A 16,301-nucleotide genomic window follows, 5' to 3' on the forward strand; every position below is an offset into this window, starting at 1 on the left:
AAAAGTGTGCATTTTTTGGGATTTCAAGAGATGGCAAAGAAATTTTCAAATCTCCTCCTGACTCCTGACTCCTGACTCCTGACTCCTATGCCCTCACGGAAAGACTTTCTCAGCAACCCCTATTTATCTTTTTACCTAGTTCTGGTAATTTCAATGCTAATTTTGCCGTTAAAGTCGGGTATGGGTGCAGCAGGTTTGATAACAATAACTTGTATTTGAGAAACCATATCATTCTGCTGAAGAATAGCATTTGCGATCGCACCTGCTAACCTCTCCAACAAATCAAATTTAGATGTTTTAACTAAATTCTGCACTAAATTAATAACAGTGCGATAATCTACAGTATCTTCAATAGTGTCATTCTCAGTAGCTTGGGAAAGATCCAACCATAACTTCAAATCTACCTCAAACCATTGTCCTAAAACCTTTTCCTCTGGTAAATACCCAATATAGCCATAGCAACTAATTCCTGTTAAATGAATACAGTCCATAAAAATTAGAGTAGAAGTTTTACATTTTAGACATTTTAAATTTTAAATTAAAAAGCCCGATAAACAAATTAAAATTAAAAATTGTCTTATCTCCCATATTGATTTAATGCAGCTTAATTTTAATAATCTTAATCAACTTTGGTCTTATGTTTTAACAGAAACCCTCAAACGCTTGGGTTTAAGTTGTGCTATTTTATGTCCTGGTTCTCGTTCTACTCCCTTAACGGTGGCTTTTAGCAAACAAGCACCAGATATTGAAGCTATTCCCATTTTAGATGAACGTTCTGCGGCTTTTTTTGCTTTGGGAAGAGCAAAAGCAACAGGAAAACCTGTGGTTTTAGTTTGTACTTCAGGGACAGCAGGAGCTAATTTTTACTCTGCGGTAATCGAAGCTAAAGAAAGTCGTGTACCTTTATTAATATTAACTACAGATAGACCTGCTGAATTGCGAGATTGCCATTCTGGACAAACTATAGATCAGGTAAAATTATACAGTAATTATCCTAACTGGCAAACCGAGTTAGCTACACCTGTCGCTAATAAAAGAATGTTAAGTTATTTGCGACAAACGGTAATTCATGCTTGGGAACGTTGCCAATTTCCTACCGGGGGAATTGTACATTTAAATATACCTTTTCGTGATCCTCTAGCACCAATTTCTGATGGTACTGATTTTATATTAGATTGTGAAGAGTTCTTTTCTGGGATAATTGCAACACCATTACCAATTACCAATTATCAATTACCTAAAGAATGGCAAAAATGTCAACGGGGTATTATTATTGCTGGAGTTGCACAACCCAAAGAACCTGAAGAATATTGTATAGCGATCGCTCGACTTTCTCAAACTTTGCAATGGCCTGTTTTAGCTGAGGGACTTTCTCCTGTTAGAAATTACGCAGATTTAAACCCCTATCTAATTTCTACCTACGACATAATTTTACGTAATCAAAACTTGTCCCAAGAATTAACACCAGAAATGGTAATTCAAATTGGGGAAATGCCGACTAGTAAAGAATTACGTAATTGGTTAATTAATGTTAATCCTCAACGCTGGTTAATTGATAGTAGTGCTGAAAATTTAGATCCTTTACATGGAAAAACAACACATTTAAGGATATCTGTAGAAAAATTGGGGAATGGGAAATGGGAAATGGGAAATGGGAAATGGGGGTTTTATTTACAAAAATGGTGTGAAATTGAAGCGCAAATTAGAAAAAATATTGATGAGACTTTTGAAACTATAGAAGACTTAATTGAAAGTAAAGCTGCTTGGTTAATTTCGCAAATTCTACCCCCACAAACACCATTTTTTATTGCTAATAGTATGCCAGTGCGAGATGTGGAATTTTTCTGGAAACCAAATAATTCAGGAATAAAATCATATTTTAATAGGGGTGCAAATGGGATTGATGGTACTCTTTCCACTGCTTTAGGAATAGCACATCATCAACAAAGTAGTGTGATGTTAACGGGAGATTTAGCCCTATTACATGATACTAATGGTTTTTTAATGAGAAATAAGTTAGTTGGACATTTGACAATTGTATTAATTAATAACAATGGTGGGGGAATTTTTGAAATGTTACCTATTGCTAATTTTGATCCACCTTTTGAAGAATTTTTTGCCACTCCCCAGGATATTAATTTTGCCCAGTTATGTGCTACTTATGGTGTAGAATATGAGTTAATAAATTCTTGGAAGCAGTTAGAAGAAAGATTAAAACTGTTACCAAGTCAGGGAATACGGGTTTTGGAAATTAGGACAAACAGAAAAAGGGATTCTCTATGGAGAAAGGAGTATTTGAGAAGGTTTAGTGATGCTTTTTAAACATTGAGTAAACCTGTGAATAAAGTGTAAGTAATCAGTAATCAGTAATCAGCTAATAACAGCAAGAGGAAAGATTTATAATTCTTAATTGCATAAAATTTATACACTCCTGATTTTTCTCTTGTTTTCTATTTCAGTCTTTAAAGCTGATAGCTGACTGCTGAATACTTACTTAAAATTTATCTTTCATTCCGCGAATTTTAGCAAAAGTTTGTACAGGATCTTTACTATTTACAGCTAATTGTAACGAAGGATGATCCCAGCGTAAAAACGGATTTGTATTCTTTTCAATACCAAGCAGAGAAGGAACAGTAGCTTCCTGACGCTGACGCATATCTGTTACTTTTGCAAATCGCTTTTGTAAATCCGTGTTTTCACTATCAACTGTTAATGCAAAGCGCAGATTACTTAAAGTGTATTCATGGGCGCACCAAACAAGGGTATTATCAGGTAAAGCCCGCAGTTTGCTTAAAGAGTCTACCATTTGCGCTGGTGTACCTTCAAACAAACGACCACAACCACCAGCAAATAAAGTATCACCGCAGAATAATTCTCCTGTCTCACCAGGTGTTACAGGAGGAAAGTAGTAAGCTATATGAGCGCGGGTATGGCCGGGTACAAAAAATACTTCTGCTGTGCGATCGGCAAATTGTACGCGATCGCCTTCTTGTAAAAATACCTGTTGTCCAGGAATCCTTCCCCGATCCTCAATTCCAGCATATACTGTCAATTGGGGGAATTTTTCGATTAACTCCAGATTAGCACCCACATGATCATGATGATGGTGTGTGTTAAAAATTGCTACTAAATTGCATTTTAGTTGTGCAAGTTGCTGTAAAACTGGTTTAGACTCCGCTGGATCAACAACAGCAGCAATATTATGCTGTAAATCGTACAGCATAAATATATAGTTGTCAGAAAGTGCTGATAGTCGGATTACCTGCATTGCTTTCTTTACCTCCCACACACATGGATGCTTGATATTGATCATTCATAACTATAGCCTATTTAGAAGTTTTGAATTGAATCAGGTTAGTCAAGTCAATTGCTAATGAGACAAGAGAATATGAACAGATTAAAAACCTAATTAATTAAAATTCGTGTTAAAGTTCGTGAAAAAGCAGATTTTCAAGTTCAGGCAAATGCACAAGTAATTAGACTTGATAAAGGTGGCAGCAAAAAGTTTTTCGTTAGTAAAGGAAATAGGGAGATGGGGAAGAAAATTTTAGATTTTAGATTAGATTTGACAAAACAATCCAAAATCCAAAATCCAAAATCCAAAATCCAAAATAAATAACTCCTGACTCCTGAATTATTGTTATTAAGACCAAGAATCCAAATCTAAAGATTGCATTCCTCGACTGCTGACAAATTCCAGCAAACTACCTAACTGAAACCAAACAAACACACAAGTTCCCAAACTCAAAGGTAAACCAATACCCAAAGCTAGGGGAGAGGGAAAACCAAATATTTCTAAACCAGAAGACATAAATAAACAAACGCCTCCCGTAATACCAATAAATGGTACTAACAATTGCTTTAAAGAAGCACTAGATTTAATAGGTTCTTGATTGTTATTTGGCCATTTTTGGACAATTACTTTTAATGTTCCTGACAAAGCAAAACCAGAAGTTAAAGCCATGAGGAAACCAACCAAAAGCAAGATATAAGGAGGTTGCAGAGGATAATAATACATGAAGACTCCTGATTTTTATGCAAATAATTTAAACGTTGTTACTGTTTTTCAGTAAACGAAATTAGAGATGTTGCTTTTGGCAAAATAGCTGCTACACTTTCTCTCGATAACTCGGTTAAAATGCCGACAGCTACATTTAATAACCGATTTGGCGGTAAGTCATCTTTGACTAAATCCCACAATCTTTGTACTTCATCAGTGTGTAAACGATCATCTTCAGTTAATGCTAAAACTAACTGACGACGTAAAAATTTACCTTCTTCCGATAGTAAATACTGTAAACCCATTCTGGCTGTTGGAACAACATCAAATTGCTGATCAGTCCGCGCAATGGAAATCAAATTCTCTAAACGCTGCCATTGGAATTTACCATCTTTAAATAGCACGTTCAATAACCGTCGTCTTAATGCGGGAGATTCACCAGTTAATAACCGTCGTGCTATGTAGGGATAACCTACTTCCACAATTTTAAAATTGGGGTTGAGGGTTAAAGCAATACCTTCCTGTGTCACCAAAGAACGAATAATTAAAGCAAACTTAGCGGGAACTCGGAAAGGATATTCATACATCAATTCCGAAAATTCATCGGTAATGGTTTTAAAGTTAAAATCACCGACGTTTTTACCAATGGCATTTCCCAGAACTGCTTCTAATGCTGGAACAATGGGAGCAATATTTGTTTTTGGAGCGAGGAAGCCCAATTTTACAAAGTCTTCCGCTAAGTCAGTATAATCTTTGTTGACAAGATGTACTAAGGCATCTACTAAGGTTTCCTTTGTGGTTTCCTCCAACTGGTCCATCATGCCAAAGTCGATGTAAGCCATGCGACCATCGGGAACAGCAAATAAATTACCAGGATGGGGGTCAGCATGGAAAAAACCATGTTCTAATAATTGTTGCAAACCAGAAGTAACACCAATCTGGATAATGGTTTCGGGATCTAAACCTGCTTGGCGAATGCTTTGGATATCTGTGAGTTTAAAGCCGTTAATCCATTCTAGGGTTAAAACACGGTTACTACTATAACGCCAGTAAATAGTTGGTACTTTTACTTGGGGGTCATCACGGAAGTTGGTGGCAAATTTTTCCGCGTTCCGACCTTCGTTCATGTAGTCTATTTCTTCAAATAACTTCGTGCCAAACTCGTCTACGATTAATGTGAGGTCATGGCCGAGATTGAGGGGCAACCAAGGACTCAGCCAAGTTGCTGCCCAACGCATTAGATATAAGTCTTTTGTAATTACTGGACGCAGGTGCGGGCGTTGTACCTTGACTGCTACTTCCTCACCAGTGATGAGACGACCCCGGTAAACTTGACCTAAACTAGCCGCAGCCACTGGTTTCGGGGAAAGTTCGCTAAATATCTCGTCAATGGAACGGTTGAGTTCAGTTTCAATAATGTGTTGCGCTAGGTCATGGTCAAAGGGTGGTAACTGGTCTTGTAGTTTTACCAGTTCCTCTAAAAAGTCTTTACGGATCAAGTCTGGCCGAGTCGAAAGGGCTTGACCCACTTTAATAAATGTCGGTCCGAGGTTTGTGAGCAGTTGTCGCAACTGGGTAGCTCGTTTACCCTTATTCTGCTCAACTTGGTTTTGCCATTCATCCCATTTGAGGCTGAGTAGAAAGCCTGCAAAGGAGAAGATGATTCTCAGTAGTCTGCCCCAAGCTAACCAGGGACGGTAACGATAGTAACGAGCGATCGCTTCTGGATTATACTGCTTTAGTTGAGCAGGTTGATACTGACCCACGTCTTTTTTTGCCTCTACAACTGGGAATTTGAGAATTTTCTGACTACTTGATTGACAATTTACTTGTTGCTCAAGTGTATTGTTGGTTTTTGATGGAAGCTATAGATAAACTCAACCTATCTTGAATGTTGAGATTAGTTTATGTTTTTCTTAATTATACTTTATAAAAGTACAAACTTTTGTCTCTTAGCGAGAGTATTTTATTATTTCTTAATGTTTGATGCGGTATAATTTAGTATCAAATCTGACATTAAATATCTTGAAAATCCGATCCCATACAGGTTAGTTGATGGTTATTTGTGAATATTCAGGTTTTGTAGGATGGTGGTGAAAATCTCATACAGGGTTTTTAGGTATATAAAGATGAGATATATTGTTGTTTAGAGAATTTTGATATTTATTAATATAGTGCAGTTGAAACTATCCGAAATAGATTAATATATAAATATTATCCGATTCCCTAATTATTAAATTTTTCCAATTGATTAATTTCGTCCTGGGAAAGTAATTTTTTGACAACTCTAACAGGTAAATGTTCTGCATTATCACGGTTATTAATTGGATTTACTAAACGCAAACTATATACTTCTTCTCCTGCTTCTTGTGAACTTTTTTGATCTATTCTCAAATAAACTTGATTTGGATAGGTACGTAATAATCTTGTTTGTAAAGATCCTTTTAAATCTCTTGCACTTTTAGCTATTTCGCTTTCTTCTCCAAATATTTCTCCTGCTGCTTTCCAAGCATGATTTAAGGCGACAATTTCTTTTACTAATGTTTCTATTGATGGTTGTTGAAATATATCTTTCATGGTTATTTACTGAATGTTTATTTAATTAATGGATATTTAAAGCACAAAGATACAGATAACTAACAGTTTTCGATAGATTTTGATTGAAATCTGATTAATATGATGATCGTTTGGCTTCTAATTCTAATTGATTAATGATCCGATTCCATTTTTGTAATTGATTTTGACGTTCATTTAATTTTTGATCATCAGGATTAGGTAAACCTAAACTAGTATCATATCTACCATATTTTGGTGGTAATCCGATAAAAGATGTAGTTCCTGTATTTGGCAGAATTTGATATTTAGTTCTTAATAATTGTTCGCAAGACCATTGCCAAGCTAAAGCATGATCATGTGCTTCCCCTCCTAATTTTCTAATTCTTTTCACGGATAATGGTTGAGAACCAAATAAAACACTTTCGATATAATCATTTTGAGGAAAAATTCTAGTTTCACTTCCTCTACCTCTAAAAAATTCGACAATAAAACCATTCTCTCCTAAATCAAAAATACATATTTCTGTCTCATCACTACCATCTGATCGTAGTCTTTGAACATCTTGATCTGCTCTCAAATCATGATTGATAATTTCATAAGATTGCATAGGTAATAAAATTTTAATTCTCATAAAACTATTGCTATAATTAGCCCAAAATCCTTGACGTTTGTTTAACTGGTTTTCCTCTTTGTCTGTGATACCAATTCGTTGAGCAATTAAATCTACTAAATTAGAAAAGTCTTGATAATTAACTGCACCAATCCAAATTCTTAACTTCTGTCTAGCTTGACTGGATAATTTTGATTGTTTGCTAGAATTATGATAGTTGGTTTTTAACCAATTAACTAACTCTGGATACCTACCAACTATTGATGTAGAAAGATGATTTAAAATATATTCTACAGATTTAATTTGATCAGTTTCCTCCATTTGTTCAAAACAACGTAATAACCAATTAACTTTATCTAACGTAACTGGATGTAGCTGTTTTGTAAAATAAGGTGCTATTTCCAAAACATAATCTTTAAATATGGTAAGATTCGGGAGAACATGATTGATTTTTGGCAATAGTTCATTATGAGTTAAGTTTTGGTCACAAATAATTTTTACCATTGCTTTTTTCGGTTCATTTGCTCCCAAAGCAACCAAAATTTTAATAACTAGATTATCCTTGACAGAAATTGAATTACTCCACAGAAGAAACCCATTAACTAAGTGCGATGTGATTACATTTTTTTGTCCATGATAAAACCAAGCTAACCGACGAATTAAGGTAAAATATAACCATTTATTTTCTTGGGATATACGCCAAATTCTTAAAGTTAATTGTTTTCTTTCTTCTTCTGGTATTGCTTCCCAAATTTGATCGTTATCAATACACCATATCCATTCTATTAAACTAATATCTTTAATTCTATTCTGATCAATTTTTTCTTGCAATGCTGATATAGATAAATTAATATTACTAGGTTTTTGTTTTGCAGCGAGTTCAATTAATCTATGGGGTTGATGATCTGGTATACTAAATTCTTTAAGGTTGAAGTCTTTGTGGAGCATTGTTTTCTAATTATCTGCTTGATTTAAATTACTCAAATCTTGTCCTTTAAACTGAATCCGAAATACTACTCTTCTATCTGTTGGTAAATCTCCTATTTTTGCATCATTTTCACCTCTTCCTACTACCATGATTTTCTTCTCTAATTGTGATTTATGAGTTTTGTTAGGAAATGGCATTGTATATAATGTATATTTGGCAACTTGCCAAGCTCTGTTTAAACTTAATTCCATGTTGAAATCAGCTTTACCATAAGCACTTGTATGGCCTTCAATAACTACTCTTTCAATTTGATCTTTCACTCTGGGAGTTTCAAAAATTACTTTGCTATAAATGGGAATCAATTTTTGCAGTGTTTTTTCACCTTGGGGATTTAATTTTGCGCTATTAGTTTCAAATAAGATGCTATCTCTTAAACTGATATCTCCGGTATTTGGATCAACTTTTGCTTCAATATTATTAGCTTTTAATTGTCCTTCTAACTCACCTATTAAAATTCTGGTAATGTCTTTTTGTGCTTGATTAAGCTGAATTAATGCGGAAATAAAAAGTAGTGCAAAAAACATTAATAACGATGACATTAAATCACCGATAGAAAGATAAATTGCGGGATCTTCTTCTTGATCATCTTGATTTTTGAAAATGTTTAAATGATTGAACATGAGATAATTTACCTGCTAATTATTTTTTGTAGGTTGGGTTGACGTAAGGAAACCCAACAAGTAAAGCTAATATTTCAAAAGTGTAGGTTGAATTGATGCAAATAAACCAAACATTTGATTTGAAAAGGTGTGTTGGGTTTCACTTCGTTCAACCCAACCTACGTTAATTTAATCGACGTTCATTTTCAATTTTGACTAATGCGTTATTTGCATTTTCTAAAATGTTACTACATAATCTTGACATGGAACTGTCAGCTTCTTTAAAAAATTCAGTTTGCCATTTTGTTGATTTATCTAGATATTGATCGAGATGATCTCGCCAATTATATAGAAGATTATTAAAATCTTGACTTACTGTACCAATATTCCGAGATAATTCTTGGAGTTGAGTTATTCTTTCTCCTGAATGTAAACCCATTGCTGCTGTAAATTCTTGTATTACTTGTATTTTGCTGTGCATATTATTAGTTGCTGTGCTAATATCATTCATACCTCTGGTAACTTCATTTATTGTATGAGTTAAATCATTCATTAATGATTTTCTGCGTTCGGTTTCTTCTTGGAAAGCTTTGCGTAAATCATTCACTACTTCCTGTAAAGCATTTCTTTGTGTTCCTAATGTACTTTCTAGGAGTTGATTTTGATCATTAAAGAATTGATTTAAACTGTTTTGATATTCAATTCTAAACCTTTGTAATTCTTCTTGTACTGTGACGCGGGTTTGTTGTAATGTCTGATCAATATTTGATAATGTTTGTTCTAAATTCTCCTTTGCACTGTTCATTAATTGTGATGCTTGTCTACCTACTGTTTCTAAAGTTATAGTTTGAGTTTTAAAACTTTCATTGGTTTCAGTGATAATTTGTGAAAATGCAGAATAAACCCTTGTTAACATTTGATTTTGTTGTTCAGATTGAGTTGTTAAAGATTGTTCTAATTCTCTTCTAATTCCTTTAAATGTATCCGCTGCTTGTTCTGCACTTTTTTGGAATGCTTCCCGTTGAGATTCCATTCCTGTAATACTTGTTTCTACTGCTTTAGTAATAGCAACTCCAGTTTCTTGTAAAACGTTGGTTGTCTCTGTTTGGAAATCATGTAAGGTAGATTGTAAGCTATTGGCAAAATTATTTAACTCTCCTAATGTTTGTTGTTGAAATTGTTGAATTGTGACGATTGAATTAGCTAATTTTTCAGATATTCCCCCTAATTCATTGTTTAATTTTGTGACTGCTGCTGATGCTTGTTGAGTTAATATCGCACTTTGATCTAGTCTTTCTACTACTGGAATAATTAGTTGATTTTTCATTTCACTAATTAAGTTTTCGAGTACATTTTTTTGAGTTGTGGTAATTTGGGTTAGGGTTTTTTGGGAATCGGCAATATGATTAAATGCGGGCGTTAATCTGGTTTCTATGGTTTTATCTAATTGAATACTAACAGCTTTTCCTACTTCTATACCAATAGTTTCTGCATCCAGTTTTTCAGCTACTTGTTGTAATGCTTGGATTGCTCTGAAACTGGCGTTAAAATCAAAGTTTCTAAAATTTGCAGCGATTTCTTTTAAACTGTTGATTGCATCTTCTCGATTATCTTTTTTAGGAACGGTAATTTTATGTAATTTTTGTCTTAGGTTGTCATGTCGTGATTGTCTAATGAAGTCTGTGAAAAATAGAATAATAGTAAATACACTTCCTAGTCCTAACCCCACTAATGAAGTAGAAAATGCTGTTTGCATTCCTGCTAATAATGTTCCTACTCCTTTCATTAAAGCATCTGTTTGATTTAAGCTACTCAATGGAATATCTGCTATTCCTGATTGAATACCATAAAATGTTCCTAAGACTCCAATGGATGTACAAATTGTACTAATAAATCTTAAATTACTGCGTGTCGATTGATGGAATATATCTGGATATTGTTTGAGGATGTATTTATCATTGGTTTTTAGAGGATTTCTATGATAATTATTTTCTGTTTCTAAATGCTCGTTAATCCATTTTCTTTCAACATAAGTATCTCTTTCTAATTCTTTGATTATCTTCTTAATAAAATTAGATTCTTGACAATATTTTATTACTGTAATTATTTCCCAAATGAATCCTAGTATAAAAACTATGGCGATCGCCACATAAAATAAACTTGCTGGTACTTCTATCATGTATCAAACCTCTATTTTTTGTGATCAAAAAGCTGCTGTAGCCTATTTTCGGTAAAGGTTGATTTATCAAAACTTTTACCGCAGTATAAAATTATCTACATCTAGATAAGTTAAAAGTTCAGTGTCTAACTCGGCAAATATGATTCAGGATATGTCTTAGCATTCAATAGTGATTTATCTTTCTTTGGTTTTTGATTTAGCCTTGATTATATATATTGCATCAATTTCAGTATAAGTACAAACAGTAATTATACTAATTTTATGCAAAAAAAAAATACATTTTTGTCTTGGTTCAATACTTAGATTGAGGAAGTTTTAGGAATACAGGACTTACGCAAAACAGGAGGAAAGTAGGGATAATTCTAGCTTTTTCACCACTTTTGATTTATTCAAACATACAAAAAAAGACATTTTTACTTCTGAATCCTGTCAGGGTTTAGCACTGCTAAACCCCTATTAATAATGTGTATTATCCTCCTAATTTCCCTGCTTGGACTTGGCCTCCAAATTTTCTAACCGACTTTTTAACTCCTGATTTTGTTTTTTCAATTGATCCAATTCTTCCCGCATTTGTTTCAAACTTTTTTCAGTCCCAATATTTCTTTGTACTTTAGGAATTTCTTCCTCAGCATAACGTCGCACCCTACCATCAGGAGTTTGATCAGCTAAACTTTGTAAAATCCCAATCGCTTTGGGAGTTTCCATTTGTCCTAAAGCTGTCACCACCGCTACTTGAGTTAAAAAGAATGTCTCTTTCGCTATTTCTGCTAATCGGTCTAAAATTCTTTCTATATTAGCTGGACTTTGACCTACAGAAATTTTACCTAAAGCGCGAATCGCAGATAAACGTAATGCTTGAGAAACGCCTAATTTAGTGTATTCCAACAAGACATTTAAAGCATTTTCCGAAGTTTTAAATTCTGCTAAACCACCAATAGCACCACTTCTAACTACTTCATTCCAACCTGCTCTTTCTTCTAAAACAGATTTGAGTAGTTTAATCACTTTTTCTTCGTGGGGTTTATCATCTAAATTAGCAGCAGCAATTGTTCCCAAACTCCGACAAGCAGCAGCTTCTACATAATAGCTTTTGTCCCCATGCTGTACCAATTCTTTGACATTTTTATAACTAGCATGAGTTTTGATTTGAGATAAGGACTCTACCACAGAACGACGGACAAAAGGATTATCATCATGCAACCCAGAAACTAAACCATCAAAAACTTGATCTAATTTAATTTCCGTTAATTGTTTAGCAACTTCTACCCGCACACCCCAAAAAGGATCATTTTTCAAAGCTACGGATAAAGCTTTGACAACTTCCAAACCGCCTTTTTTCGCTAATGCTTCTGCTGCATAAATCCGAGAAATAGGATTTGGATCAAATTCCAACTGTGCTTTTAACTCTGGTATGGGATATTCTAAAACTACGGTTTTGAGATAATTATTACCCACATCAAAACTAACAAAATCGGGCTTTTCTGTTAATGGGAAATAAAAACTTTGTTCCCGTTCATTAATGCGGACATTAAAAATCTTTAAATCAGTATTTTGCTGTTTATAACCAAAACCAATGGGGATTTTCAGATCAAATAAATCCTGATCATCACTAGCTTGGGTTTGAGTAACTGTCACCTTTGCTAAGTTAGCATCACCATCCCAAGAATAAGCAACTTTAAAATCAGGATGTCCACCACGATAAACATATTGATCAAATAAGAAAGCTAAATTTCTACCTGTTGCTTTTTCAATTGATCTTAATAAATCTATGGTTTCTACAGTTTGATGAGCATGATCAACAACAAAGGTTTGGATAGCTTTCCAGAATAATTCTTCTCCCAATTCTGCACGGATCATGTGATAAACACAAGAACCTTTTTCATAAATATGGCGATCGTAAAGTTCAATCGCTTCACGGTAAACATGAGTTACCATTGGCCGACGGTAGCGACTACTATCTTCACTTAAATAACTGCGAGCTTCCGACAAGCGATAATAAGCAGCATCATCCGCACCATATTCATGTTCAGTCCACATTACCTCAGAATAGGAAGCCATTCCTTCCTTAATCCAAGCATGGGACCAATGTTTAATTACCAGTAAATCACCAAACCATTGATGTGCTAATTCATGCACTACTAAACTTTCGGTGTTGCGGTTGTCTAATAATGCTCTTTCATCCAACAAACAGCGATCTGTTAACAGCGTGGTAGAGGTATTTTCCATCCCCCCAAAAATGAAGTCATCCACGCAAACTTGAGCATATTTGGGAAAAGGGTATAAATAACCATACTTTTCACTCAAAAATGCGATCATGCGGGGAGTTTTACCCATGCTGCGGTTAGCGTCTGCTTCCCTAGCTTTTTCTACGTAATATGTAACAGGTTTACCTTGCCATTGATCTTTTATTTCCGCAAAATCACTTACAGCTAACGTCATCAAATAAGTAGGATGTATTTGCTGTTGAGACCAATGGTAAATTTTATAGTTTCCATCATCTACAGTATCAATTAATTCACCATTAGAAATTGCCACCAGTGGTTTAGGAACACGCACCCGAATTTCTGAAGTTGATAACTGTCCTGGATAGTCAAAACAGGGAAACCAATAACGAGAATCTTCGTCTTCTCCTTGAGTCCAGACTTGGGTAGGTTTGTGGGGGTAGTGCTTATCTGGTTGGATAAAATAAATACCTCTTTGGGGTTTTTCCACAGAATAGGCGATCGCTATCAACAACCTCTTACCAATTTGCGTAGGTTGAGATAATTGAATACACAGTTTTTCCCCGTCATAGTCAAACTTTTGTTCAACCTCGTCAACCTGTACAGATTGGATATTTAAATTTACAGCGTCCAATGTCAACCTATCAATATTATTACGGATTGGCAATAGGCGAATGCTACAATTACCATTGTAACTTTGGTTGGGAATATCCAAACTGAGGTTCAGAAAAATATGCTCTACCTGTCCCGGTCTATCGGGATTATAATGTGGTTTAGCCCCCGGCAATTCAAAAGATTTGTGTCTTGCTTTCTCTGTATCAAAATAAAATTTCAACATTGTTTATTACTGACCTTGTAATCCTGAAACTGTCATAACAATAGCGATCTGTAGATGCCTCTCCCAAATCAAAATGGTAATTTGATCAGGATTTTCTCTGGGATGTAATCAATTAAATCAATTGTCTCATTTTGCTACCCAGTGTCCAAGTCTTGATCTCATCTGAGATTCTGCAGGTTTGCATCATCGGGACAAGAGTTTCTAGCATCACACAGTGATGGCTTTCCATCGATTACAAATACTAACAATTATTCTTATAGCTTAGAATAACTTGTCATTCAGAATCTGACTACTTTTTGCATATCAAATTAAGATAGCATTTACGGATTTACTCTAGACTCCATTGAAGTCTTTTTGAGAGCAACGACAAAACTATTTTTGTATGTAAATACCAATCGTCTCAGTAAGTTCCGCTAAATTAGTCAAAATTGCTGAAAAGTCCCAAAACCCCACTATTAATTTTGTATCCATAGCATCTGAATCATACTTTTCCTATTTTACGCAACAAAGGACAATAACAATGCCTGAAAGCAAATCAAAATTTCTAGTTCCCGCTATTAGCACGGCTATAGTTGTTGTGGGAGGTATAGCTGCTTACGTATATTTGAAAGCACCCTTGGGTGATACTTCCAGCCCCATAAGCAGTGCTAAAGTAGTACCTGCTAATGCCTTGATGGCAACATATGTTAACACTGATCCCCAATCTTGGGATAAGTTACAGCAATTTGGCACTCCACAAGCGCAAGAAATATTAGCAAAAATTCTACAGGATATCAATGAAGAAATATTAAATGATAGTAATATTTCTTACGAAACAGACATTAAACCCTGGATCGGTGGTGTGATGATTGCTGTACTGCCACCCACACCTACTACACCTAATCAGTCAACTCCATCTGTCCAGCAAGAGTCAAATATTCTGTTAGTATTGGGTATCAAAGATAAACTCAATGCTTTGAATTTTGCTAACAAATTAAAAGAGCAAAAAAACACACAAATTGAAGAATCAGACTATAAAGGTCAGAAAATTATTGGCAGTAAAAATAAAAGTAAATCAACTTATGTTACTGTACTAAACAATACTCATATATTGGTAGCACCAGAAAAACAAACTGTAGAAAAAGCGATTGACACCTATAAGGGAGAACCTTCTTTTGCTAGTAAAGAAGGAGCAAGTAGCATTTTAGCTAAAGGCGTAGATGTTGAAAACAGCCTGGCTCAAATTTATGTGCCAGATTACGCCAACATGGCACAACAATTAGCAGCTTTCAATACTCAAGGTAGACCATTGCAGCCGCAAACTTTGGCACAACTCCAGCAAGTAAAATCCCTAGTAGCTGGTGTTGGTGTTGATGATGCTGGACTGCGGTTAAAAGCGGTTGTTAACTTAGATCCCCAACTGAGTAAATTTCAATATCAAAGCACTCCAGCTAAAATAGTAGGACAATTTCCTAGTGACACCATTGCTCTAGTCACTGGGCAGAATATAAATCGTAGTTGGCAAACCTTCTTAGAACAATCAAAAGATTATCCTGAATTTAAGCAAGCAGTTGAACAGACTCGCGGACAACTCAAACAATTTGTCAATATTGATTTAGACAAAGATATTTTTAGTTGGATGGATGGGGAATTTGCTTTTGGTGCGGTTCAATCTAGTCAAGGTGGGTTAGCAAATGTTGGTTTTGGGGGAGGGATGGTATTTGATACGAGCGATCGCAAAACAGCGGAAACCACTTTCACCAAACTAGATGACCTCGCCAAAAAGCAATCATTCAAGGTAGTTCAAAGAAATATTGCTGGTAAAAATATCACAGAATGGCAAATTCCCTTTCAAGGCGCTTTAGTATCACATGGTTGGTTAGATCAGGATACCGTATTTGTAGCTCTTGGTGGACCTGTTGGCGAAACAATAGCAGATAACAAAGGTCAAACCCTGAATAATAGCGACACCTTTAAAACCGTAACTGGTTCTTTACCCAAACCCAACGGTGGTTATTTCTATCTAGATATGGATAACACCACCTCTGTAATTACTCGTTTTGCTACCGCAGGTCAACCCCTACCTCCTGATATCAGTGCTATCCTGGGTTCTATTCGTGGTTTGGGTGTCACTGTTCATAGCCCCAATAAATCTACTGCTCAAATGGAAATGTTGTTAGCTTTAAAAACCAGTAAATAAGGAGGCAGGAGTCAGGATAATAAGAATAAATTTCTTCCCTATTCCCTATTCCCTATTCCCTATTCCCTATTCCCTATTCCCTATTCCCTATTCCCTATTCCCTATTCCCTATTCCCTATTCCCTATTCCC

At 35.1% G+C, this 16,301-nt stretch carries 11 protein-coding genes; 2 read left to right on the forward strand and 9 right to left on the reverse strand.

Annotated elements, in window-relative coordinates; all coding sequences use genetic code 11:
* Nucleotides 1-131 precede the first annotated feature (131 nt).
* Entirely contained in the window at nucleotides 132-491 is a 360-nt protein-coding gene (folB, locus tag FFR48_RS16940; RefSeq protein WP_096567706.1) for a dihydroneopterin aldolase, read from the reverse strand.
* Between the two features lie 106 nt (nucleotides 492-597).
* Here folB and menD point away from each other — a divergent pair, with 106 nt between their 5' ends.
* The gene (menD, locus tag FFR48_RS16945) at nucleotides 598-2,322 is read left to right on the forward strand and encodes a 2-succinyl-5-enolpyruvyl-6-hydroxy-3-cyclohexene-1-carboxylic-acid synthase (RefSeq protein ID WP_137668176.1); all 1,725 of its coding nucleotides are present in this window, start codon (nucleotides 598-600) and stop codon (nucleotides 2,320-2,322) included.
* A gap of 172 nt (nucleotides 2,323-2,494) precedes the next feature.
* Here the strand turns inward: menD and gloB are convergent, their stop codons facing one another.
* The 8 genes from gloB to FFR48_RS16985 all read right to left on the reverse strand — a co-directional run bounded on the left by gloB (nucleotide 2,495) and on the right by FFR48_RS16985 (nucleotide 13,992).
* Entirely contained in the window at nucleotides 2,495-3,268 is a 774-nt protein-coding gene (gene gloB / locus FFR48_RS16950; RefSeq protein WP_137668177.1) for a hydroxyacylglutathione hydrolase, read from the reverse strand.
* Between the two features lie 375 nt (nucleotides 3,269-3,643).
* On the reverse strand, nucleotides 3,644-4,018 hold the full coding sequence (locus tag FFR48_RS16955; protein ID WP_137668178.1) for a hypothetical protein: 375 nt from the start codon (nucleotides 4,016-4,018) through the stop codon (nucleotides 3,644-3,646).
* A gap of 38 nt (nucleotides 4,019-4,056) precedes the next feature.
* On the reverse strand, nucleotides 4,057-5,766 hold the full coding sequence (locus tag FFR48_RS16960; protein WP_096567714.1) for an ABC1 kinase family protein: 1,710 nt from the start codon (nucleotides 5,764-5,766) through the stop codon (nucleotides 4,057-4,059).
* Between the two features lie 460 nt (nucleotides 5,767-6,226).
* Nucleotides 6,227-6,577, reverse strand: a complete 351-nt coding sequence (locus FFR48_RS16965) for a hypothetical protein (protein WP_137668179.1) — start codon at nucleotides 6,575-6,577, stop codon at nucleotides 6,227-6,229.
* A gap of 94 nt (nucleotides 6,578-6,671) precedes the next feature.
* Nucleotides 6,672-8,114, reverse strand: a complete 1,443-nt coding sequence (locus FFR48_RS16970) for an EH signature domain-containing protein (RefSeq protein WP_201277633.1) — start codon at nucleotides 8,112-8,114, stop codon at nucleotides 6,672-6,674.
* Nucleotides 8,115-8,120: 6 nt separating this feature from the next.
* Complete coding sequence (locus FFR48_RS16975) at nucleotides 8,121-8,774, reverse strand: OmpA/MotB family protein (RefSeq protein ID WP_137668180.1); 654 nt, start codon at nucleotides 8,772-8,774, stop codon at nucleotides 8,121-8,123.
* 163 nt (nucleotides 8,775-8,937) lie between these two features.
* Nucleotides 8,938-10,932, reverse strand: coding sequence for a hypothetical protein (locus FFR48_RS16980; protein WP_137668181.1), 1,995 nt, complete (start codon nucleotides 10,930-10,932; stop codon nucleotides 8,938-8,940).
* 477 nt (nucleotides 10,933-11,409) lie between these two features.
* Nucleotides 11,410-13,992 (reverse strand): M1 family metallopeptidase, encoded by a 2,583-nt coding sequence (locus tag FFR48_RS16985; RefSeq protein WP_137668182.1) that lies wholly within the window; start codon nucleotides 13,990-13,992, stop codon nucleotides 11,410-11,412.
* A 520-nt stretch (nucleotides 13,993-14,512) separates the two neighbouring features.
* Between FFR48_RS16985 and FFR48_RS16990 the strand changes: the two genes are divergently transcribed.
* Nucleotides 14,513-16,171, forward strand: coding sequence for a DUF3352 domain-containing protein (locus FFR48_RS16990; RefSeq protein WP_096567724.1), 1,659 nt, complete (start codon nucleotides 14,513-14,515; stop codon nucleotides 16,169-16,171).
* The last annotated feature ends 130 nt before the right edge of the window (nucleotides 16,172-16,301 follow it).

Origin of the sequence: Sphaerospermopsis reniformis, assembly GCF_005402885.1 — a bacterium.
GTDB classification, from domain to species: Bacteria; Cyanobacteriota; Cyanobacteriia; order Cyanobacteriales; family Nostocaceae; genus Sphaerospermopsis; species Sphaerospermopsis kisseleviana.